The organism is Saccharopolyspora pogona (genome assembly GCF_014697215.1).
GTDB lineage: Bacteria > Actinomycetota > Actinomycetes > Mycobacteriales > Pseudonocardiaceae > Saccharopolyspora > Saccharopolyspora hattusasensis.
Map to the genome: position 1 here is coordinate 8682391 of NZ_CP031142.1, position 22196 is coordinate 8704586.

Sequence of the window (22196 nt, forward strand, 5' to 3'; positions counted from 1 at the left end):
TTGACCGCCCCTGGGGCCATGAACATCCGTTGAGCGGTTCGCGCCCGGATCGCGACAGGTGTCGGGCGACGGTGGGCTCCGATCCCAGCACACTGGACCGATCCCCGTGGGGACGCGGGGAGCACGGGGAGGACGAAGACAATGAGCTCGGAAGTCAGCGCGGACGTCGTGGTGGTCGGCGCCGGCGTGATCGGATCGGCGATCGCGCTCGAACTGGCCAGGGCGGCACGCCGAGTGGTGGTGGTGGATCGCGCGAGCGGGGCCGGGCAGGGCTCGACGAGCGCGTCGAGTGCCGTGGTGCGGTACAACTTCTCCACCCTCTCGGGCGTGGCCGCCGCCTGGGAGTCGCACTTCTGCTGGTCGGCGTGGGCCGATCACCTCGGCCACGACGTCGGCGACCTGGCCCGGTTCGAACGCAGCGGCCTGGTCATGCTCGACGTGGCGGCCGCCCCGAGGGCCAGCTGGCTGCCGCTGTTCGACGAGGTCGGCGTGCCCTACGAGGAGTGGGACAGCGCCACCCTCGCCGACCGCGTCCCCGGCATCGACCCGGGCCGGTTCTGGCCGCCCAAGCGCATCGACGACGACGCCTTCTGGACCGACCCCACGGATACCCTCGGCGGCGTCTACACCCCCGACGCCGGATACATCACCGATCCCCAGCTCGCGGCGCAGAACTTGGCGGCGGCAGCCACGCAGGAAGGCGCGCGGTTCAGGTTTCGGAGCACGGTGTCCGGGGTGGAGGCCGACGGTGGCCGGGCGAGTGCCGTCCTGCTCGCCGACGGCACGAAGATCTCAGCGCCGGTCGTGGTGAACGCCGCGGGTCCGTGGTCGGGCAAGCTCAACGCCCTGGCCGGGGTCGGGTCGGACTTCACGATCGGCGTGCGGCCCCTGCGGCAGGAGGTCGCCCACGTGCTCGCGCCAGAGGGGTACCACCCGGCCGGCGGCGTGGGTCCTTCGGTGGCGGACATGGACCTGGGGACCTACTTCCGCGGCGAGGTCGGCGGCGGCCTGCTCGTCGGCGGCAGCGAACCGGAGTGCGACCCGTTGCACTGGCTCGACGACCCCGACGACGCCGGCCCGCACCCGACCATGGCGGTGTTCGAAGCCCAGGTCACGCGGGCGGCGCGCCGGCTGCCCGGGCTGCGGGTGCCGAACCGGGCACGCGGTGTCGTCGGCGTGTACGACGCCGCCGACGACTGGACGCCGATCTACGACCGTACCGAGTTGCCGGGCTTCTACGTCGCGATGGGCACCAGCGGCAACCAGTTCAAGAACGCCCCGGTCGTCGGCCGGCTCATGGCGACGCTGATCGACCAGGTCGAGTCGGGCGCCGACCACGACACCGATCCGGTCCGGTACAAGGGTGTCCACACGGGCCTGAAGATCGACCTCGGGGCGTTCTCCCGCAAACGGGAACGCAACACGGGCAGCTCCGGCACGGTGATGGGCTGAGCGGCACGGGCCGAGCCGGCGCGGACTACCGTGGACGACAGCCGGTGAGTGCCGCCGGTGGCCGCCGAGCGGGAAAGAGGCGCCGTGTCCGACCGCGATCTTCAGTCCATCGTGGACGAACTCGCCGAGCGCCTGCGGCGTTCGGTCGCGATCGACGACCCTGCCATCCGCCTGCTCGCGGCGAGCCGCCACTTCGGGGACGAGGACGCCCTTCGCGTCAGCTCGGTCCTCAACCGGTCGGTGGAACCGGAGATCGTCGATCACATCCTCGCCCAGGGCATCAGCCGCTGGGTCGCGCCCGGCGTCGTCGGCGTCGAGGGAGCGATGCCGCGGCTGTGCGCGCCGGTGCGCTGCAACGGCATGCTGCTCGGGTACCTGTGGCTGATCGACAAGGACGGCACGTTCACCGACCAGGAGATGACGGCCGCCGGCGAGGCCGCCGCCACCGCCGGCGCGATGCTGCTGCGCCGGCTGCTGCTCCACGAGCGCTCGAAGGCCCGGCAGGAAGGCATCCTGCGCGAGCTCGTCTCCGGCGACCTCGCGGTGCGCGCGCAGGCGATCCAAGACCTGCGCGCCGAACAGCTCTTCGGCGACGAGAGCACCCACTTCACCGTGCTCGCCGTGCAATGCCAGGCCTCGCACGCCACCGCCGCGCCGCAGGAGGTCGCGTTCGAGGCGGCGGTCGAAGACGGCGTCCGCGCGGTCGCCGACGTCGCGCTGATGGCGGCGAACCGGTCGCGCGCCTGGATCCTGCTCATCCAGCGGGTTCCGCCCTCCCGCGGCCTGGTCGAGTCGGTCGCCGAGCGGATCACCGCCCGGTTCCGGCGGCTCAGCGACGAGAACGCCCAGCCGGTCTTCGGGCTCGGCGGCACCGTCACGACCCTCGGCGACGTCGTCACGTCCTACCAGCAGGCGCTGCTGGCCGCTCGCGCGGCCCTTCTGCTGCCCAGCATCGGCGAACTCGCCCGCTGGGGCGAACTGGGTCCCTACGAGCTCCTGCTGAAGCTCCCGGCCGAAGACCTCCTCAACGCGGCATCGGTGCCGGCGCTCGCGGCGGTGGAGCAGGAGGACACCCACAACGTGCTGATCGCCACGCTGACCGGCTTCTTCGACCACGGCGGGAACATCCAGCGCACGGCCGACTCGATGCGCGTCCACCGCGCCACCTTGTACCAGCGGCTCAAGCGGATCGAGCAGATCACCGGGTGCAGCCTGGACTCCGGCGACGACCGGCTCATGCTGCACCTCGGGCTCAAGCTGAGGGTCATCGCCGCGGCGTACCGCGACCACCTGGGCCGCTGAGCCCCGGCACGGCCCGCGAGCGACGAACGTCGCCCGGGAGGCGGTCCGAACGCGACATCCAGCGCTGGTCCGGGACCGCGCCGCCGCCGCACACTCGGACGACTCTGCCGAGCACCACCTCCGAGGAGGTCCGATGGGCCAGCCAACGCCAGTGATGTCGTCCGACCAAGCTCGAACCACGAAGATGCGACGCGGTGTCTTGTTCGCCTCGTCGCTGGGGAACTTCGTGGAGTGGTTCGACTTCACGTTGTACGGGTACACCGCCAGCGTCATCGCCCTGACGTTCTTCCCGCCGGGGAACAAGACCGCTGCCCTCCTCGGCACGTTCGCCGTCTACGGCGTGGCCTTCATCGCCCGGCCGCTCGGCGCGGTGGTGTTCGGCCGGATCGGGGATCGTCGAGGCCGGCGCAGCTCGCTCAGCTTGTCGATCATCCTCATGGGAGCGGCGACGGCGGTCATGGGCATCCTGCCGGGCTGGTCGTCCGCGGGGGTCCTCGCCCCCGTTCTGCTGCTCGGTTGCCGCCTGGTGCAAGGCTTCTCCGCCGGCGGGGAGTACACGGGAGCGTTGACGTTCACCGTCGAGCACGCGCCCGACAATCGTCGTGCCTTGTACATGGGCCTGGTCGGGTCGTCCACGATGCTCGGTGCCGTGGGAGCCACCGGTGTCGCGCTGGTCTTCCGGTCCGCGTTCGGCGACCGGTTCGCGGTCGACGGCTGGCGGTGGATGTTCGTCCTCGCCGGGGTCGTCGCGCTCGTCGGCCTGGTCGTGCGCCTGCGGGTCGACGAAAGCCCGGTCTTCGAGGAGATGCGCGAGCGGGCGGCGAAGGTCCCGGCCCGTCCCTTCCGCGAGCTGGTGCGCGGTCACTGGCGGACGCTGCTGGTGCTGTTCGTCTACTTCGCCGTGCTCGGCCTGCTGACCCACATGTTCCTCGGCTACTTGCCCACCTACTTGAGCGAAGCGATCGGGATGCCGGCCGGGACGGTGCTCGCGCTGACGACGGCGGCGAACCTGGTGTCGTTACCGGTCGCGCTGACGCTCTGCGTCCTCGCCGACCGCCACGGCCGCCGGATCCAGATCCGTCTCGGCGCGATCGCGGCGGTCGTCCTCATCGTGCCCGCCTACCTCTTGATCGCCACCGGTGGCCTGGCCGCCGTGGTGACGGCGCTCCTGGCGTTCGTCTTCGCCGTTTCCCTGCTCCAGATGGGCGCGCTGTCGGTGCTCGAGCTGTATCCGACGAGTGTCCGGTTCAGCGGGATGGCCTTGCCGTACAACTTGGCGTACGCCGTCTTCGGCGGTACCGCACCGCTGGTGAGCGAACTGCTGGTCGACGGGACCGGAGCCTTGATCGCGCCGGCGATCTACGCCAGCGTCGTCGCGCTGATCGCGCTGCCGGTCCTGCTGAAGGGCATCCCGGAGACGAAGGGCACGAGCCTGCGCGCCTGACACGACCGCGACATGCCGCTGAACGTCCGTACCCTGGGCTGCCCAGAATGCAAGATCACGCACGACTGGGACCACAATGCAGCGATCAACATCCTTGCCGCCGGGCGGGCGGAGAGGCTAGACGCCTGTGGAGACTACGTAAGACCACACCTCGGTATGGCAGGGTCGATGAAGTAGGAAGCTTCCCAGACGCGGCATAGTCGTCTCGGAATCCCCCGTCTTCGCGCAGGGCGAGCACGTCAACGTCGACGGTTGCGCACCGAGGCTGGATCGGCAGCTACAACCAACGTCAGGTGGTACGAATGTCTTCCACTCCGGTCGAAGTGACCCGGACCGGTCAGCACACCTTCACCGCGACCAACCCGCGCGGCGGTGTGGTGACGATCGGCCGCGAGGACGCTCCCGACGCCTTCACCCCCGGCGAGCTGCTGCTCGCCGCCATCGCCGCCTGCTCCGCGGTCACCAGCGAGAACCTGCTGGTCCGGCGGCTCGGCGAGGACGCGAAGGTGACGGTGCACACCGACCGGACCAAGGTCCCGGAGGACAAGCACAAGTTCGCGTCCGTCCAGGTCAGCTTCGACGTCGATCTCAGCGGGGTCGAAGACCACGGCAAGCTCGTCGACGCCGTGCAGCGCGCCATCGAGAAGTACTGCACCGTCAGCCGCTCGGTCGAGGAGGGCACCCCGATCGAGCTGTCGCTCCCGCGCTGACTGCACTACGAGTGTGCAAATGGGCGATCCCAGGACCGGGATCCCGTCGTAAGGTGCTCGTCGCGCACCGACACCTGGTGCGCGACGAATGGGAGGCACAGGACAGTGGCACAGGAGACCGCACCGGCACGGCAGACCGGGTTGCGCAGGGACCTCTCCGGACGTCAGGTCGGCATGATCGCCATCGGCGGCGCCATCGGCACCGGGCTGTTCCTCGGCTCCGGCCTGGCGATCTCGATCGCCGGACCGGCAGTGATCATCGCCTACGCGGTGGCCGCGTTCGCCGCGCTGACGCTGGCCTACGCGCTGGCCGAGATGATCGTGGTGCACCCCGAGGCCGGTGGGTTCGGGGCGGTCATCCAGCGCTACCTCGGCGGGCTCGCGGGTTTCGTGTCCCGCTGGATCTACTGGGCCGCGCAGGTGGTCAACATCGGCAGCGAGGTCATCGCGGCGGGGCTCTACCTGCAGTTCTGGTACCCGCAGCTGCCGCTCTGGATGCCGGTGGTGGGCTTCTCGGTGCTGATGCTGGCGATCAACGTCGCAGCGGTGCGCTTCTTCGGCGAGTTCGAGTACTGGTTCGCCATGATCAAGGTCGTCACGATCGTGGTGTTCGTGGTGCTCGGCGTCGTCTACATCGTCTTCGGCCTGCCCGGCCAGCAGCCCGTCGGCGTCAGCGCGCTGACCGAGCACGGCGGGTTCCTGCCCAACGGCATCGGCGCGGTGTGGCTGGCGCTGACCGTCGTCACGTTCTCGTACCTGGGCACCGAGGCGGTCTCGATGACCGCGGCCGAATCCCGGAACCCCGGCCGGGACGTGCCGCGGGCGGCGCGCCGGATGGTGCTCCGACTGGGGCTGTTCTACGTGCTCGGCATGCTGGTGGTCGTCTCGATCCTGCCGTGGAACGAGGTGTCCTCCTCCGGCGAAGTCACGGAGAGTCCGTTCGTGCGGCTGTTCAGCATGGTGGGCATCCCTGCCGCGGCCGGGATCATGAACTTTGTGGTGCTCACGGCGGCGCTGTCGGCGATGAACACGAACCTGTACATCACCGCGCGGATGACCCACTCGCTCGCCCTGGACGGTTACGCGCCGAAGTGGTTCGCGGAGGTCAGCGTGAACGGGGTGCCGCGCCGGGCTCTGGTGCTTTCCGCGGTCGGGTTGGCGCTGGCCGCGTCGCTGTCGGTGTTCGCCGAGGACACCGCGTTCCCGATGCTGCTGGGGCTGGCGCTGTTCGGCGCTCTCGTGGTGTGGTTGATGATCTTCGCCACCCAGTTGGTGTTCCGGCGTCGGCGGGCCCTGGAGGGCCTGCCGCCCTCGCCGGTGCAGCTGCCGGGGGCGCCGGTGACCACGGTGCTGGCGATGTTGTTCGTCGCGGCCGTGCTGCTGACCACGCCGTTCACCGAGCAGTTCAACACCGCATGGAAGGCGGGCGTGCCGTTCCTGTTGATCCTCTGCGCGGCGTACTACATCATCCGCCGCCGGACCTCCGCGGAAACCGGGTGAGCGAGGGGCGCCCGCGCCCCGGTTGCTCGGTCGCGGGTGCCCCTCACCCTTGGGCCGATCGGGTGAGGAGCGGAGCGCTAGGGCGCTCCGGGAGGCGCGAGACCTGGGATTTACACTCGCGCATGTGTCGAACCAGCCGATGATCGCGCCCTCCATTCTTTCCGCCGATTTCGCCCGCCTCGCCGATGAGATGGCCGCCGTGAACGGCGCCCCCGGCCAGCGCGCCGACTGGCTGCACGTGGACGTGATGGACGCGCACTTCGTGCCCAACCTGACCCTGGGTCTGCCGGTGGTCGAGTCGCTGCTGAAGGCGACCGACATCCCGATCGACTGTCACCTGATGATCGAGGACCCGGACCGCTGGGCCATCGGCTACGCGGAGGCTGGCGCCCACAACGTCACGGTGCACGTGGAAGCCGCCAAGGACCCGATCGCCATCGCCAAGGACCTGCGCGCCGCCGGCGCGAAGGCGGGCCTGTCGGTCAAGCCGAACACCCCGCTGGACCCGTACGTCGAGGTGCTCAAGCACTACGACACGCTGCTGGTGATGTCGGTGGAGCCGGGCTTCGGCGGCCAGAGTTTCATGGCTGAGGTGCTGGACAAGGCCCGCAAGGCGCGCGAGCTGGTCGACACCGGCCACCTCAACCTGCTGGTGGAGATCGACGGCGGCATCAATGCCGACACCATCGAGCAGGCGGCGGAGGCCGGGGTGGACTGCTTCGTGGCGGGCTCGGCGGTGTACAACGCCGACGACCCGGCCAAGGCAGTCGAGGCGCTGCGCGCCAAGGCGGCCCCCAACTTCGCGCACGCGCGTCAATGACCAAGTTCCCCTGCAATTTCCATTGAAATCGACGGTTTGATTTCCATTGAAATTGCGGGGATGGGAGGGGAGCGATGGTCGCTCGTGCCGAGGAGCAGGCGATGCGCACCGCGATCGCAGCGAGCGAGCAGGTGCGCGGCACGACCAGCCCCAACCCACCGGTGGGTTGCGTGGTGCTGGATGCCGGCGGCGAGGTCGCCGGCGTCGGCGCGACGCGGCCGCCGGGCGGGCCGCACGCGGAAATCGTCGCGCTGCGTGCGGCGGGGGAGCGCGCCGCCGGTGGCACCGCCGTGGTCACGCTGGAGCCCTGCTCGCACACCGGCCGGACACCGCCGTGCACGGATGCCCTGCGGGCGGCCGGGATCGCGCGCGTGGTGCACGCGGTTTCCGATCCCAATCCGCAGGCCGCCGGTGGCGCCGACATGCTGCACGCCGCGGGCATCGACGTCCACAGTGGACTTCTGGTCGGTGAGGTGGAGCGGGGGCCGTTGCGGGCCTGGCTGCACTTCGCCCGGACCGGGCGGCCGCACGTGACCTGGAAGTACGCGGCCACATTGGACGGTCGCTCGGCCGCCGCCGACGGCACCAGCAAGTGGATCAGCTCCGCCGAGTCCCGGGCCGAGGTGCACCGGGTGCGTGCGCAGATGGACGCGATCGTCGCGGGCACCGGCACGGTCCTCACCGACGACCCGCACCTGACCGCCCGTGCGCCGGACGGCACGCTGCCGGCCCGGCAGCCGCTGCGCGTCGTCGTCGGCGACCGCGAGATCCCGCGCGGCGCAAAGGTCTTCGACGACGCGGCGGAAACGATCCAGCTGCCCGGCGGCGACCCGGCCGCGGTGCTCGCCGCCCTCGCCGACCGCGGCATCGTCGACGTCCTGCTGGAAGGCGGCCCGCGGCTGGCCGGGGCGTTCGTGGCGGCGGGGTGCCTGGACCGGGTGCTCGCCTACATCGCCCCGCTGCTGCTCGGAGCCGGGCCGGCCGCCCTCGGCGAAGCGGGAGTGGGAAGCATCTCGGAGGCATGGCGGTTGCATGTCGAAGAGACGACTATGAGTGGCCCGGACGTGCGGGTCAGCGCGGTCCCGCTGGACCGCTGAGCGGGTATTGCTAGGAGGCAGCAGGTGTTCACCGGGATCGTCGAGGAGCTCGGCACCATCGAAGCGGTCGAACCGTTGGCCGACGGCAGCCGGTTGACCATCGCGGGGCCGGTGGTGACCGAAGATGCCAAGCACGGCGATTCGATCGCGGTCAACGGCGTCTGCCTCACCGTGGTGACGGTGGGAGACGGACGGTTCACCGTGGACGTGGTGGCCGAAACGCTGCGCCGCTCCTCGATGAAGGGCATCGCGCCGGGCGACCGGGTCAACCTGGAGCGCGCGATGGCGCTCGGCGACCGGCTCGGCGGGCACATCGTGCAGGGCCACGTCGACGGCACCGCGGTGCTGCGCGGCACCGACGCCGACGGGCTCACCCGCTTCGACCTGCCGCAACGCCTGTCCCGCTACCTGGTGGAGAAGGGCTCGATCACCGTAGACGGGGTATCGCTGACGGTGGTGGACGCCGGCGAAACCGGGTTCAGCATCGCGCTGATCCCCACCACCAAGGAGCTGACCACGCTGGGGCGGCGCGAGCCGGGTGACGAAGTGAACATCGAGGTGGATGTGCTGGCCAAGCACCTGGAACGGCTCGCCGCAGCGCAACTGGCCCACCAGGACCATGGTGCGCAGGGCCGTTCGGGGGACAATGGCGGCGTCAGGGAGACGCGGTGATGAACCCCGAGGACGAGGTTGCGAACACGGTGAGCACGAACAAGTTCGACAGCATCGAGCGCGCGTTGGCCGACATCGCGGCCGGGCGCCCGGTGGTGGTGGTCGACGACGAGGACCGCGAGAACGAAGGCGACCTGATCTTCGCCGCGGAGAAGGCGACGCCCGAGCTGGTGGCGTTCATGGTCCGCTACACCTCCGGCTACATCTGCGTCGGTCTCCCCGGCGAGGACTGCGACCGCCTCGACCTCCCCCCGATGTACTACTGGAACCAGGACCGCAAGGGCACGGCCTACACGGTCACGGTCGACGCCGCCGAGGGCGTGAGCACCGGCATCTCCGCCGCCGACCGCGCGAAGACGCTGCGCGTCCTGGCCGAGGAGGAGTCGACCGCCAAGGACCTCACCCGGCCCGGCCACGTCGTGCCGCTGCGCGCCCGCGACGGCGGCGTGCTGCGCCGCCCCGGGCACACCGAAGCCGCAGTAGACCTCTCCCGCCTCGCCGGGCTGCGCCCGGCCGGTGCGCTGTGCGAGATCGTCAGCCAGAAGTCCGAGGGCGACATGGCCCGCCGCGACGAGCTGGAGGTCTTCGCCGAGGAGCACGACCTGGCGCTGATCACCATCGCCGATCTGATCTCCTACCGCCGCCGCTTCGAGAAGCAGGTGGTGCGCGTCGCCGAGGCCCGCATCCCCACCGCACACGGCACGTTCCGCACCTTCGGCTACGACAGCACCATCGACGGCATCGAGCACCTGGCCCTGGTCTACGGCGAGATCGGCGACGGCGAGGACATCCTGGTGCGGGTGCACTCCGAATGCCTGACCGGCGACGTGCTCGGCTCGCTGCGCTGCGACTGCGGCCCGCAGCTGGACGCGGCGATGGCCAAGGTCGCCGAGGCCGGTCGCGGCGTGGTCCTCTACATGCGCGGCCACGAGGGCCGCGGCATCGGGCTGATCCACAAGCTGCAGGCCTACCAGTTGCAGGACGACGGCGCGGACACCGTGGACGCCAACGTCGCGCTGGGCAAGCCGGTCGACAGCCGCGACTACGGGCAGGGCGCGCAGATCCTGTGCGACCTGGGCGTGAAGTCGATGCGGCTGCTCACCAACAACCCGGCCAAGCGCGTCGGGCTGGAGGGCTACGGGCTGCGGATCGTGGACCGCGTGCCGCTGCCGATCCGCCCGAACCCGGAGAACATCCGCTACTTGCGCACCAAGCGCGACCGGATGGGCCACCTGCTGGACAATCTCGACGATGGCGAGGACTCCTCGATCAATGGCGAGACTGGAGTTACGGCATGAGTGGCGAGGGGCGGCCGCGGATCAGCGTGCCGAAAGCGGACGACCTGCGGTTGGGAATCGCCGCGATCCGCTGGCACGAGCGGCTCGTCGAGCAGATGCTCTCCCGCGCGCTGGCGGCGGCGAAGGAGGCGGGCATCGCCGAGCCGACCGTGGTGCGGGTGCCCGGCTCGATCGAGCTCCCGGTGGTCTGCCAGCAGCTGGCGCACCAGCACGACGCGGTGGTCGCGCTCGGCGTGGTGATCCGCGGCGGCACCCCGCACTTCGAGTACGTCTGCGACTCGGTCACCCAGGGCCTGACCCGGGTGGCGCTGGACGAGTCGACGGCCATCGGCAACGGCGTGCTGACCTGCGACACCATGCGGCAGGCCGAGGAGCGGGCCGGGTTCGACGACTCGGTGGAGGACAAGGGCTTCGAGGCGACCGCGGCGGCGCTGGAGACGGCACTGGTGCTGCGGGAGCTGCGCGGCTGGGACGGAGAGCGAGGATTCCTGTGAGTGCGGAGCGGGTGGAGGTCCGGCCGCGGAAGGTGCGGCGGGTGGCTATCCCGGTCGCGGTTGCGCTGGTGCTGGTGTTCGCGGTCGCCGGCCTTCTGCTGCGGAACACCCCGACCGGCGCGTTCTTCTCGGTGTCCGACCAGGTGTCGATGGTGCTGCTGGGCGTGCTGCTGGGTGCCGGCGTGCTGCTGCTGACCCGGCCCCGGTTGCGCGCCGACGCCGACGGGGTGGAGGTCCGCAACATCATCGGCACCCAGCGCTACTCGTGGCCGCTGGTGCAGGCCTTCAGCTTCCCGGACGGCGCCTCGTGGGCCCGGCTGGAGCTGCCCGAGGACGAGTACGTGCCGATCATGGCGATCCAGGCCGCCGACGGCGAGCAGGCGATCACCGCGATGCGCCGGCTCCGCGAACTCCGCCGCCAGGCCGGTTCCGCGGCGTAGCGACACCAGGGACCGGTCTCCGGGCGGGTTCGGAAACAGCCCGGTGACGCGTCGGTATTAGCAGCGATTTCGTGCGAAACCGGCGGTTCGCCATGCCTGGCAAGCACCGGTTTCGCGCGAAAAATCCTGCAACGGCCCCAAGCGGTGCCGCAGCTGTCAGCTGGCCGACACCAGGTCGCAGACGAAGATCAGCGTCTCGCCGGGCTTGATGACATTGCCGGCACCGCGGGCGCCGTAGGCGAGTTGCGGCGGGATGGTGAGCCGGCGACGGCCGCCCACCTTCATGCCCTGCAGGCCCTGGTCCCAGCCCGCGATGACCTGACCTGCGCCGAGCTTCAGCCGCAGCGGCTGGCCGCGGTTCCAACTCGCGTCGAACTCCGCGCCGGTGCTGTGCGAAACACCCACATAGTGGACGTCCACAACGGTGCCGGCCGTGGCCCCCGGGCCGTCACCGACCTTGATGTCCTCGATCTGCAGGTCCGCCGGGGGCTCACCGGTCGGCGGGTCGACCTTAGGCTTCTCGATGCTCACGTGCGTTCTCCTTGATCGATGGTGCGCAGCGCCGTGCACGGCTGCGGACGAATTCTCTCGAACAGTCCCATGCGGAGCGCACGCACCCGCCCGCGGAGCTCCGACGCGGCGCTGATGGGCGAATGTGGTGTCGGCTCAGGCGCGTTCGGCCCAGGTTCGGCGAGGGCGCGAACCTGCCGCCGGGGGCTGACCGCGGACTCGCTGATCACGGCGGTCGACGAGGCGCACGCCATGTGCGACGCGGCGATATCCGAGGCTGAATAGGTACTCGCCGGCCGCTGGCTATAAAGGATTTTTAGCACTCGATCGCCACGACTATGCTCGGCCCCGACGGTAGGAAATTGCCCGATTGATCAAAGCAGGTGCCCGATTGGGCAACGCCGAGCGCCAGACGTACGCCCACTTTTGCACCCTGCAGTAAAGTTAGGGGGCGATAGTGCGGTCACGGTAGACAAAATCGCGTCGATTTCAGCTGACTCTGGAGGTGCATTCAGTGGTTCGCTAATTCCGCTTGTGGTCGCCAAGACTGGAAACCAAGCTGGATTCCTCTCGTTTAATTATTATTGCAACAAGTCGGTTGCTTCCAAAAAGCCGTTGAACCCTCAGTGTTCGCTGATCGCCAGATTGGAATACGAGAACATCGCCAACGCCGTACACTACGCGTCTCTGGCGAGGCGACCTGGGCACAATCCGGGTCGTTAAACCGGCGACGTGCCCTGTTGTGACCAGTTGCTTCCGCTGGAAGGGATACGCCGACGCGGATTTCAGGCGACGAGGTCGCCTTCGCTGTGCTGGCCTCGCTGTTGTTCGGTAACCGCGGTCGCTCAAAATGCACCAAAAAGTCCGCTTTGGGAAATATCTAATAGCGCGTTGCGGGAGCTGGACCGAACAGGCCGTTTCTGCCGACATACGAACAACTGCATCCAGATCGGCTCTGATGTTGGGCCGTTTGGGTGGATGTACTCACGCCCTCTTGAACTATGTGGCGGGATTGATCTCCACTAGGTGGGCGTTGTGCAAGTCGGTGCAATGCTTTGGTCTGCGCCAACCAGTATTTTAGTATGATTGTCGACGGTGTGAAGGGTTCCGGAACGGGTTTATTTGCGCTTATTCGCACGAAGAATAACAATTCTTTCCCAGCCTCTTGCGGAACTTCGGTTCCCGATGTCGACCGAGTGAGCTGGTCATCTGGCCCGCAGTCGGTCAACCTCGGTGCGTGGTCCGTAACATTTGAAAGGATCAGGATGAACCGTCATTACCGCACAGCAGTGGTTCAAACGCACGCCGACGCAATCGCCGTGTCTACTGGGCTCGCTAGCTCGGGTATCTTCGACACGTACGTGGTTTACGAAGACCCCTTCGGCTGGTGGATCGCCGGTGGCGTCGCCGCCGAATTCGTCCTCGGACCGAACACCGTGCGGGTCACCCAACATGGCCAGACGACGGAAAGCCCCTGGCGCGGCGATCCGCTAGCGGTGGTCCAGGCATTCTTGGCCACGGTCGACATCGCCGACTGGCGGGCTTACGGCTGGAGCGCCTTCGAATTGGCGTACGCCATCGCCGGCATCGCGACTGACGAACACGTCTTGCTGCACCTGGTCATCCCCGAGACGGAGATTCAACTCACTCCTGAACACGCGCTAGTACGGAGCCTGGACAGGACGATGCTGGCCAGGGTCGAGGATGCCCTCACCGTCCCGCCAGTGCCGGCGCCTTCTTCACCGCACGGTTCCGTCGACGTCCGGCTCGACACCACCGCGGACAGCTACCAGGCGAGCGTCAGTGCCATAGTCAGAGACATCCAGGCGGGCCGGTTGCAGAAAGCCGTGCTGTCTCGTGTGGTGCCTGTCGAAGAAAAGATCGATTTCCCCGCCAGTTACTTGCGCGGCCGCCGGGCCAACACGCCGGCCCGTTCGTTCCTGCTGCGGATGGGAGGCATGCAGGCGTTCGGATTTAGCCCGGAAACGGTGGTCGAGGTCGATCCACACCAGCGCGTCGTCAGCCAGCCGCTGGCGGGCACCCGCGCCTTGACGGGTGATCCCGAGGGCGACCAGGCGCTGCGTGACGATCTCCTCGCCGACCCCAAGGAACTCCACGAGCACGCCATCTCCGTCAAGATTGCGGTGGACGAACTGACCACAGCATGCAGGCCCGAAACGGTCATCGTGGAGGAGTTCATGGCGGTCAAGGAGCGAGGTTCGGTTCAGCACCTCGCATCCAGAGTGGCCGGTCAACTGCCCGAGGACGGAAACCCCTGGGAAGCATTTGCCGCGGTTTTCCCCGCCGTGACGGCCAGCGGTGTGCCCAAGCACGCGGCTTACGAGGCCATCCGCACGCACGAGCCGTCGCGTGGTCTGTACGCGGGCACGGTCATGACCGTCGGCGCCGATGGCTCGATCGACGCCGCGCTCGTGCTGCGCAGCGCCTTCTCCTTCGAGGGACGCACCTGGTTGCGGGCCGGCGCCGGTGTCGTGGCCCAATCTCGGCCCGAGCGCGAACTGCAAGAAACCATCGAGAAGTTGGGCTCTGTGCGTCCGCACTTGGTCGCTCAAGCGAAGCGACCGGAACCGGAGATCGGGATCCCATCGCAAGTCCTGGTTGGGGTTCCCTCGGCCACGATGGTCGGTTCGACCGGTGATGTCGCCTGACCGCCCCTGCTGGCAACCCGAGTACCAGAGAGAAGGCTCCCATGTCCCAGTACTTGTTCGATAACGCGGCTGACCAAGCGCCAGCGCGGTTCTCCGTTCTGGAGACGTGCTACGACCACGTGACCCGTGACAACCTGACGCGGTTGGGTGTCCGATCAGGATGGAATTGCCTGGAGGTGGGAGGCGGCGGCGGATCGCTCGGTGCGTGGCTGGCCGATACCGTGGGCCCCGAGGGACGCGTTTTGCTCACCGACATCGCGCCGCAAACCGCGCGGTGCCATGAACGCGCGAACCTCACGGTCGAACAGCACGACATCGTTCACGATGAACTGCCCGAATCCGAGTTCGACCTCATCCACGCCCGTTTGGTGCTCCTGCACCTTCCGCAACGGCGGGAAGTGCTCGATCGCCTGATCACCGCGCTGAAGCCAGGTGGGTGGCTAGTTCTGGAAGAGTTCGACTGCGAGTGGACTCCGGTGCTGGCCGCGTCGGACCCTGGTGCGATCAGCCTGTTTGAGAAAGTGCACAGCCGCTTGATGCACCTCCTGATCAATGCCGGAGCCGACCTGGTGTGGGCACGCAAGGCCCACGCGGCCATGTCGGAAGCCGGACTGGAAGAGGTTTCTTCCACGACCTACGCCGAATCCTGGACAGGCGGCGGCGTCGGCACCCGGTTGCACCGCGTCAACTCCGAGCAAGTCGAAGCCCAGCTGATCGATGGCGGCGTGGCACCGGAGGAGTTGCGGGCTTTCTGGTCCCTCCTGGAGGATCCGCGGTTCGTGGTCAACTCCTACCCGTTGGTGAATACGCGGGGATGCCGTCGACGATGACGTGAGCTTCCGCGCCGCACGTCGTTGCCTTCCTGCTTTGCTGGAAGGAAATCGGCGAAGACTCAGCGGGCTCGTTGGTGGACCGCGACGGGGGTGTCAGACAACCCGGACCTCCACCCCCGCCGCGGCCAGTTCCGCGCATGCGTCCGCCGGTGCGCTCTGGTCGGTGACCACCACGTCGAGATCGGTGATCGGGCACACCAGACCGAGGCCGGTGCGCGTGAACTTGGCGCCGTGGCAGACCGCGATGACGCGCTGGGCGGCGGCTACCGCTACCTGCTTGACCGGCACCTCCGCCAAACCGTGCGCGGTCACGCCGTGCGTTGCGGACAGCCCGCACACGCCGAGGACGACGGTGTCCACCCGCAGGGCGCGCAGCGACGTCTCGGCGAGGTGGCCGGTGAACGACAGTTCGCCGGGCTTCGCCCGCCCACCCGGCAGCAGCAGGTCGACCTGCGGCGCGTTGCTCAGCGCGTTCGCCGAGTGCAGATCGAGCGGGATCGCGGTGATCCGGCGGTTGGCGAGCCGCCTGGCCACCTCGAGCGTCGTCGTGCCGCTGTCGATGATCACCGACTCGCAGTCCGTGATCAGCTCCTCGACCCCGGCGGCCAACCGCTTCTTGACCGCTGGTTCGTCGCGCTCGCGGACCGGGAACGGCGCGGAGTGGCCGCGCAGCAGGCTCACCGCGCCGCCGCGCACCCGCTGCAGCACGCCCTGCTCGGCGAGCTGGTCCAGGTCGCGCCGAATGGTCATCTCCGACGACCGGGTCGCTTCGGCCAGCTCCGCCACCGTCACCCGCTCCGCTCGCCGCAGGCGTTCGATGATCGTCAAAGTGCGTTCCGAACTCTCCACGAGTGCTATCGAACAATCAGCATGTTCAAAAGGCAATCCTGCGAACGGTCAGATTGAGCGAACCCGGCGCGGTGCATTGCTCCGGGTGAGGGACAATGGGACTTGACGGCGCGGAGACGTCGGGTAGGAGGAGATCGTGAGCGTGGCCCAGGAGCGCAACCTTCGGTTGGTGCGAGACGTCCCGTCCGAGCTCGGCGTGCGGCTCGGCGACATCAGACTGCGCAACCGCCTGGTGACCTCGTCCAGCCTGCTCGGCTATGGCGTGGCCAACACCAAGCTGGTGCCCTACGGCATGAGCCCGATCTCGCAGTTCGTGCCGCTGGCCCGGTTCGGCGCGGTCACCACCCGCACGGTCACCGTCGAACCCCGTGAGGGGCACTTCACCACCCGCGACGTGTGGCCGCTGCACGAGCTGCCCTCGCTGATCAAGCGCTACGCGCAGGCGCTGCGGCAGGTCGACGGCGGCTGGCTCAACGCCTTCGGCTGGTGCAACGTCGGCATCGACGCCTACCTGCGCGACTACTACCCGCGCACCCGCGAGCAGAACACCATCATCTCCGTCGGCGGATTCTCCGCCGAGGAGTTCGTCACGCTGGTCGACAAGGTCAACGCCGCGGTGCCGGTCGGCGAGATCGCCGCGGTCGAGTTCAACGTCTCCTGCCACAACGTCAACTTCGACTTCAACCAGATCATCGAATCGGTGCTGGCCGAAGCGGTGCCGCGCAGCAACCACCCGGTGATCCTGAAGCTGTCGCCGGACTACGACTACCTGGGCCACGCCCGGCTGGCCGACCGGCACGGGGTGTCGGCGCTGACCGCGATCAACACCGTCAAGGGCCTGCGGCTCGACCCGAACACCGGGCAGCCGCTGCTGAAGAACGGCTTCGGCGGGCTCTCCGGCCGCGCGATCAAGCCGATCGGCCTGCGCGTGGTCAAGGAACTGCGCGACGCCGGGGTGACGCTGCCGATCATCGCCACCGGCGGCATCCGGAGCTTCGACGACTGCCGCGAGTACTTCTGGGCCGGCGCCGACGCGGTCAGCCTGGGCAGCGCCAGCTGGTTCGCCAGCTACCCGGGCTACGCCCTGTCCCCGCTGTACGCGGCCCGGATCCGGAACCTGCTGCGCCGCATCGAGAACTACACGCCCCCGGAGCGCTGACCGCCGCGTTGGTCGCATCGGGCGACTTTCGCCGCTGCGGCAACGGTGATCGGACGAATCTAGCCACAGGTGTGCGCGTACTCGGTACGCTCGGTGATCTCGTAGATATTGGGCGTAGCCAAGGAGGCGGCGCTTGGTGGAGACGGAATCAGCGGCGGAGCCCGAATCACCGGCCCCGTCACCGCGACGCAGGTGGTGGCAGCGCTTGCTGCGCGGCCCGGCGTTCGTGGTCGTGGGGCTTGTCGCCGCGCTGACCGGGATCGCCGCGCCCGCGCTGTGGAACGCCGCGCGGGATGCGTCCCGACCGCCCGTGCTGGTGTGGGCGAGCTCGGACGGCGGCCAGCTGGACGATCACAGCTACGCGCTGCCCGAGGTGGTCTCGCGGCAGCAGGCGGCGGAAATCGGGACCCCGGAGCAGTTCCTGTCCGACTCGCCGGTGCTGCGGCGCAGCGTGAAGGCCGGCGTGCACGGCACCACCGTGACCATCGAGGGCGCTCGCTCCCGCGACGTGGTGATCACGAGCATGCACGCCCGGATCCTCAGCCGCGAGCCGGACATCGACGGGACCCTGTTCTGCATCCCGCCGCAGGGCGGTCTCCCGGCCGAGAAGATCGGGTTCGACCTGGACGAATTCCGCCCGGCAGCACGGGTTCTCGACGGCGGGAAGCTCGGCGGGCCGTACTTCGCCGACCAGGCCCAGCAGCTCGCGGACGGCGAGACGGTCGTGTTCCAGGTCGAATCGCGCGCCGCCCGGGGCCATTACCGCTGGGTGATCGACGTCGACCTGGTCATCGACGGGACGCCGCAGACCTACACCGCAAAGCCCGCCGGCGGCGAGTTCGAGATGAGCGGCGTCAGCGACCACTACGGGTCGGTGTTCAACTGGAGCGGCCGGGACGGCTGGACCTTCCCGGACCCGGCGCGCAATCCCGCGGGCAGCTGCGGATGAGCGGCGCGAGGTACGGACTGCGGGTGCTGGCCCTCGTCGGCATCGTCGTGCTCGGCGTGGCGGCGGGGATCTGGTGGAGCCGGCCGAAAGACGCCGCACCGCAACGGCATCCGGCGCCGGAGCTTTCGCCGCGGCAGCTGGCCGAGTTGTTGCCCGCCGCAGGCGTTGGCCGCTTCCGGTCGCGGGAGGACGACTTGGACCGGAACAGCTTCCTCGCGGCGGTGCAGGATTGCGCGCCGGTACCGGCCATCCAGCAGTTCCGCACGACGAGCTCCGCCGGTTTCGCGAGCTACGTTCTCGACGCGGATACGCCGGTGCAGGTGGCGGTCGTCCGGGTGGACCGGGAGCGCGTGGCGCAGGTGCAGGACGCGCTGCGCTCGGCCGGCAACTGCCGGCGCCAGGCCGACGGCGGCGAACAGGTCTGGACGAAGATCGCGCGCCCTTGGTTCGGCGATGTGTCGGCGCTGTTCACCAACACCGACGTCACCACGGGAGAGCAGGACGTGCTCATCATCGGCGGTCCAGTGTGGACATTCACGATGTCCGGCGAGTGGCTGGTGGCCGTCGGCGCTTACACGGCCCCGTTGGAGACGGTGGCCGAGATCTACCCGCCGCTGCTGGAGAGGTTCGACCGCGAGGTGGGCACGCACTTCCTGCGGCCGGGCGAGTCGCGCGGCGGTTGCCGACCCGCGAACCTCGCGATCCAGGACCTGCCGCCGGGCGCGCTCAGCGATCAGGCGGTCATGGTGCTGCAAGGCATACACGACATGGCCTGCCAGGACCGGGCCGACGAGGTGCGGTCGTTGATGTCGACACCGCTGGTCGTCGACGACGGCAGCACCGACGACGGAACGTCGGTGGACATCGGTGACCCCGGCGAGATCGCGCGAATCCTGGAGACCCGCGGGGTCTACCGCAACGGCGCGGTGCAATACCGGCTCGGCGACTCCGCGCTGGTGTTCTCGACGTTGTCCTCCCCGGGCGCCAAGTTCCTCACCTGGGACGCCTACGTTCGCGACTGCGCAACGGCGACGCCTTCCGCGGCGCGGATGTGCGGCCCGGATCCCTACGGCCCGCTCGGCGGGGCCGACTGGCGGCAGGTGCTGGCCGAACGCGGCTGCGACCCGGACCCCGGACTGCCCAAGCCGGTGCAGCACGCCCAGTTCCAGGACGTGACCGGCGACGGCCGTCCCGACGCGGTACTCGTGGTCAGCTGCTCCCTGGCCGGCGATGCCCAGTTGAACGCGGTGCGGGTCTACGACGGCGGCTCCCCGCCCGAATCGCCGCGCCTGATCCAGGAACTGCTGGGCGGCGATCCCGGTCCGGAGGGAAGGGGACTGCTCCCGGTGGCCGTGATGCTGGACGGCGGCGAACTCACCGCCGAGTCGTGGAGCTGGCGGGAATCCGACGACCACTACCGCCCGAGCCTCTTCGTCATCGACCGATTCCACTGGCAGGAAGGCACTTTCGCGCCGGTATCGCGGGAAGTCCAAGAAGCGCCATGAATCTGCGCGGCGATCGGTGAAAACTCCCGTCCTGCCGCCACTGCGTGGTAGAACTTGATCAGGAGCATAGTCGCTACCACTGGGGAGGAATCGTGTCCGGATACGGGGAATTCGGCAGCAGCCTGCGGGATCTGCCCAGGCTGCGGCAAACTCGGCGCGGCCGGGTGTCCAGCTGGGACCGCACCGGCGGCAACACCGACAACATGCGCGTCGAGCCGGGCGAGACCAGGGAGCTGGCCGACATCGCCGGACCCGGCGTGATCACCCACATCTGGTGCACCGTCGCCGTCGACCACGTGGGCAAACCGGCCGAGCTGGAAGGCGACTACCTGCGCCGGCTCGTCCTGAAGATCACCTGGGACGACTCGCCGCACCCGGCCGTGCTGGTGCCGCTGGGGGACTTCTTCGGCATGGGGCACGGCCGCAGCGGCAACTTCGCGTCCGCGCCGCTGCAGATGAGCCCGCAGGACGGCAAGGGCTTCAACTGCTGGTTCGCGATGCCCTTCGCCGGGCGCGCCAGGTTCGAGCTGATCAGCGAGATGAGCGTCAAACCGGTGACGTTCTACTACTACGTCGACTACGAGACCTACGGCGAGGCCGACCCGGAGCTGGGCTACTTCCACGCGCAGTGGCGGCGGCAGAACCCCACCGACGGCGTCGAGCAGGGCGGCCAGAGCAACGAGGAGTTCCTCTTCGGCGGCACCAACACCGACGGCGCGGGCAACTACGTGCTGCTGGAGGCCGAGGGCCGCGGGCACTACGTCGGAACGGTGCTCAACGTGCACAACCTCCGCCAGACCACCGACTGGAACTGGTACGGCGAGGGCGACGACATGTTCTTCATCGACGGCGAGCCCTGGCCGCCGCGGCTGCACGGCACCGGCACCGAGGACTACTTCAACACCGCGTGGTGCCCGACCCAGCAGTACCAGGCGCCCTACCACGGGCTGACCATGCCGGGCGGGCCGAACTGGAGCGGGCAGGTGTCCTACTACCGCTTCCACGTCGAAGACCCGGTGGTGTTCGAGAAGTCCATCAAGGCGACCATCGAGCACGGGCACGCCAACAAGCGCTCCGACGACGTCTCGTCGGTCGCCTACTGGTACCAGACGCTCCCGGCGCTACCGGTGACCCTCGCGCCAGTCACCGACCGCCTCGTCCGCCCCTTGTAGAGGTCGTTTCCAAACTCGTTTTGCGTGGCGGTGCGGGTGGCGGAACCTCAGACGCCGTCTGGTCTCCGGGATCCCCGACTTGTGTATGACCAATACGCGGCGCTGGGGCTGTCCTCGCCAGACGACGTCTGAGAACCCGCGGCGGTGCAAGTGGCGAGGGTGGGCTAAGCGGCTTCGCCGCTTCAAAGACGAAGAGGGGCGAAGGGCATCTTCGGGCAACTCGATTGCCCGAAAATGCCCTTCATCCCGAAAGGTTCGCTACACCGCGCAGCGGAGGGGGCCGCCGTTGTAGGTGATCGCGTCGGCGAACGCCGCCGCCATGTCGAGGTCGGTGTCGTCGGCGTCGGCGTAGGCGCGGTGCAGGTTGAGGACGATGCGTTCGCGGTCCGGCCACGCCGCGAACTCGCCGAGGTCGCAGCGCCGGGCCGCCTCCAGCGGCGAGAGGCCGTCGGTGCGGGCCTGGCGGGCCGTGTTCAGGACGAACCGGTAGTAGCGGGCGTGGTCCTCCAGCACCCGCGGGAACGACGAGCGGGGCAGGACCGAGCCGTGGCCCGGCACCACCTTCGCCGCCGCGAAACCGGCCAGCCAGTCCAGCGACTTCAGCGCGCCCTCGACCGAACCCATGAACACCAGCGGCGTGACGCCGTGGAAGATCAGGTCGCCGGTGAACAGCACCGCGGCATCCGGCACCCACGCCACCACATCGCCGGGCGTGTGCGCGGCGTACCCGGGGTGGTGCAGCTCGATCCGGCGGTCGCCGCTGTGCAAGGTCAGCGAATCCTCCAGCACCACCGTCGGCGCGCGGTGCTCGGTGATGCCCCACTCCGGCATCGGTTCCCACACCGGCGGCAGATCCGTGAGCAGCGTGTCCGACAGGATGCCCGCGCGGGTCGCGGAGTGTCCGATGAGGACAGTCGAGTCGGGCAGCAGGGCGTTGCCGTGCGTGTGGTCGCCGTGCAGGTGGGTGTTCACCGCGAACCGGATCGGCGCGTCCCCGCCGGCGGCGCGCACCGCGTCCAGGAACCGGCGGGTGCGCTGCGCGGTCGCGCAGGTGTCGACCAGCACGATGCCGTCGTCGCCGAGCACCGCCCCGGCGTTGTTGATCCACCACGAAGCGTCCGGCTGGACCCACGCGTGCACACCAGGGCCGACCTCGGACAGCGTCGCGCGATCGGGGTGGGCGTTCTCGTCGTTCACGGCTGACCTCCCGGCAAGGTGCGGATCCCGGCTAAGAGCGATCATCGAAAGCCCCACCCAGTGTGCCCTGCCGGGCCGCCCGCGGTAAGCGGCGCACCGAGATCCGGGCAGTCGGTCCGCGCAC

Annotated in this window: 21 protein-coding genes; 18 read left to right on the top strand and 3 right to left on the bottom strand. The window is 69.0% G+C overall.

All coding sequences use genetic code 11. From position 1 onward, the window contains the following. Positions 1-48: 48 nt before the first annotated feature. The 11 genes from DL519_RS41010 (at position 49) to DL519_RS41065 (ending at position 11229) form a co-directional block, all read left to right on the top strand. Positions 49-1452, top strand: a complete 1404-nt coding sequence (locus DL519_RS41010) for an NAD(P)/FAD-dependent oxidoreductase (RefSeq protein ID WP_397545092.1) — start codon at positions 49-51, stop codon at positions 1450-1452. A gap of 84 nt (positions 1453-1536) precedes the next feature. After that, positions 1537-2754 (top strand): PucR family transcriptional regulator, encoded by a 1218-nt coding sequence (locus tag DL519_RS41015; protein WP_190822955.1) that lies wholly within the window; start codon positions 1537-1539, stop codon positions 2752-2754. 133 nt (positions 2755-2887) lie between these two features. Then, the gene (locus DL519_RS41020; RefSeq protein WP_190822957.1) at positions 2888-4198 is read left to right on the top strand and encodes an MFS transporter; all 1311 of its coding nucleotides are present in this window, start codon (positions 2888-2890) and stop codon (positions 4196-4198) included. A gap of 302 nt (positions 4199-4500) precedes the next feature. Beyond that, positions 4501-4908, top strand: a complete 408-nt coding sequence (locus DL519_RS41030) for an OsmC family protein (protein ID WP_190822959.1) — start codon at positions 4501-4503, stop codon at positions 4906-4908. Positions 4909-5013: 105 nt separating this feature from the next. Continuing rightward, on the top strand, positions 5014-6408 hold the full coding sequence (locus DL519_RS41035; protein ID WP_190822961.1) for an amino acid permease: 1395 nt from the start codon (positions 5014-5016) through the stop codon (positions 6406-6408). A 139-nt stretch (positions 6409-6547) separates the two neighbouring features. Next, entirely contained in the window at positions 6548-7228 is a 681-nt protein-coding gene (gene rpe / locus DL519_RS41040) for a ribulose-phosphate 3-epimerase (protein ID WP_168584530.1), read from the top strand. A gap of 74 nt (positions 7229-7302) precedes the next feature. Then, positions 7303-8325 carry a bifunctional diaminohydroxyphosphoribosylaminopyrimidine deaminase/5-amino-6-(5-phosphoribosylamino)uracil reductase RibD gene (gene ribD / locus DL519_RS41045; RefSeq protein WP_190822963.1) on the top strand — a complete coding sequence of 341 codons (1023 nt, stop codon included), beginning with the start codon at positions 7303-7305 and terminating at the stop codon, positions 8323-8325. A 24-nt stretch (positions 8326-8349) separates the two neighbouring features. Continuing rightward, positions 8350-8997 (top strand): riboflavin synthase, encoded by a 648-nt coding sequence (locus DL519_RS41050; protein WP_190822965.1) that lies wholly within the window; start codon positions 8350-8352, stop codon positions 8995-8997. Further along, positions 8997-10295, top strand: a complete 1299-nt coding sequence (locus DL519_RS41055; protein ID WP_190824524.1) for a bifunctional 3,4-dihydroxy-2-butanone-4-phosphate synthase/GTP cyclohydrolase II — start codon at positions 8997-8999, stop codon at positions 10293-10295. Before DL519_RS41050 ends, DL519_RS41055 begins: the two co-directional genes overlap by 1 nt. Then, on the top strand, positions 10292-10789 hold the full coding sequence (gene ribH / locus DL519_RS41060; protein WP_190822967.1) for a 6,7-dimethyl-8-ribityllumazine synthase: 498 nt from the start codon (positions 10292-10294) through the stop codon (positions 10787-10789). Before DL519_RS41055 ends, ribH begins: the two co-directional genes overlap by 4 nt. Beyond that, positions 10786-11229 carry a PH domain-containing protein gene (locus tag DL519_RS41065; RefSeq protein ID WP_190822968.1) on the top strand — a complete coding sequence of 148 codons (444 nt, stop codon included), beginning with the start codon at positions 10786-10788 and terminating at the stop codon, positions 11227-11229. Before ribH ends, DL519_RS41065 begins: the two co-directional genes overlap by 4 nt. Positions 11230-11385: 156 nt before the next feature. Here the strand turns inward: DL519_RS41065 and DL519_RS41070 are convergent, their stop codons facing one another. Next, the gene (locus DL519_RS41070) at positions 11386-11760 is read right to left on the bottom strand and encodes an FKBP-type peptidyl-prolyl cis-trans isomerase (protein WP_190822970.1); all 375 of its coding nucleotides are present in this window, start codon (positions 11758-11760) and stop codon (positions 11386-11388) included. A 69-nt stretch (positions 11761-11829) separates the two neighbouring features. Between DL519_RS41070 and DL519_RS41075 the strand changes: the two genes are divergently transcribed. From DL519_RS41075 to DL519_RS41085, 3 genes are all read left to right on the top strand, one after another. Next, entirely contained in the window at positions 11830-12024 is a 195-nt protein-coding gene (locus DL519_RS41075) for a hypothetical protein (RefSeq protein WP_190822972.1), read from the top strand. A 980-nt stretch (positions 12025-13004) separates the two neighbouring features. After that, positions 13005-14408 carry a salicylate synthase gene (locus tag DL519_RS41080; RefSeq protein WP_190822974.1) on the top strand — a complete coding sequence of 468 codons (1404 nt, stop codon included), beginning with the start codon at positions 13005-13007 and terminating at the stop codon, positions 14406-14408. Between the two features lie 41 nt (positions 14409-14449). Next, positions 14450-15238, top strand: a complete 789-nt coding sequence (locus DL519_RS41085) for a class I SAM-dependent methyltransferase (RefSeq protein WP_190822976.1) — start codon at positions 14450-14452, stop codon at positions 15236-15238. A 96-nt stretch (positions 15239-15334) separates the two neighbouring features. On the opposite strand, the gene DL519_RS41090 is transcribed toward DL519_RS41085, so the two are convergent. Next, complete coding sequence (locus DL519_RS41090; RefSeq protein WP_317891425.1) at positions 15335-16069, bottom strand: DeoR/GlpR family DNA-binding transcription regulator; 735 nt, start codon at positions 16067-16069, stop codon at positions 15335-15337. 157 nt (positions 16070-16226) lie between these two features. Between DL519_RS41090 and DL519_RS41095 the strand changes: the two genes are divergently transcribed. The 4 genes from DL519_RS41095 to DL519_RS41110 all read left to right on the top strand — a co-directional run bounded on the left by DL519_RS41095 (position 16227) and on the right by DL519_RS41110 (position 20875). After that, the gene (locus DL519_RS41095) at positions 16227-17249 is read left to right on the top strand and encodes a beta/alpha barrel domain-containing protein (RefSeq protein WP_223840088.1); all 1023 of its coding nucleotides are present in this window, start codon (positions 16227-16229) and stop codon (positions 17247-17249) included. Between the two features lie 133 nt (positions 17250-17382). Beyond that, complete coding sequence (locus DL519_RS41100; RefSeq protein WP_190822980.1) at positions 17383-18198, top strand: hypothetical protein; 816 nt, start codon at positions 17383-17385, stop codon at positions 18196-18198. Next, the gene (locus DL519_RS41105; protein WP_190822982.1) at positions 18195-19703 is read left to right on the top strand and encodes a hypothetical protein; all 1509 of its coding nucleotides are present in this window, start codon (positions 18195-18197) and stop codon (positions 19701-19703) included. Before DL519_RS41100 ends, DL519_RS41105 begins: the two co-directional genes overlap by 4 nt. A gap of 92 nt (positions 19704-19795) precedes the next feature. Next, on the top strand, positions 19796-20875 hold the full coding sequence (locus tag DL519_RS41110) for a glycoside hydrolase family 172 protein (RefSeq protein ID WP_190822984.1): 1080 nt from the start codon (positions 19796-19798) through the stop codon (positions 20873-20875). A 258-nt stretch (positions 20876-21133) separates the two neighbouring features. Here the strand turns inward: DL519_RS41110 and DL519_RS41115 are convergent, their stop codons facing one another. Next, positions 21134-22072 (bottom strand): MBL fold metallo-hydrolase, encoded by a 939-nt coding sequence (locus DL519_RS41115; RefSeq protein ID WP_190822986.1) that lies wholly within the window; start codon positions 22070-22072, stop codon positions 21134-21136. Positions 22073-22196 lie beyond the last annotated feature (124 nt).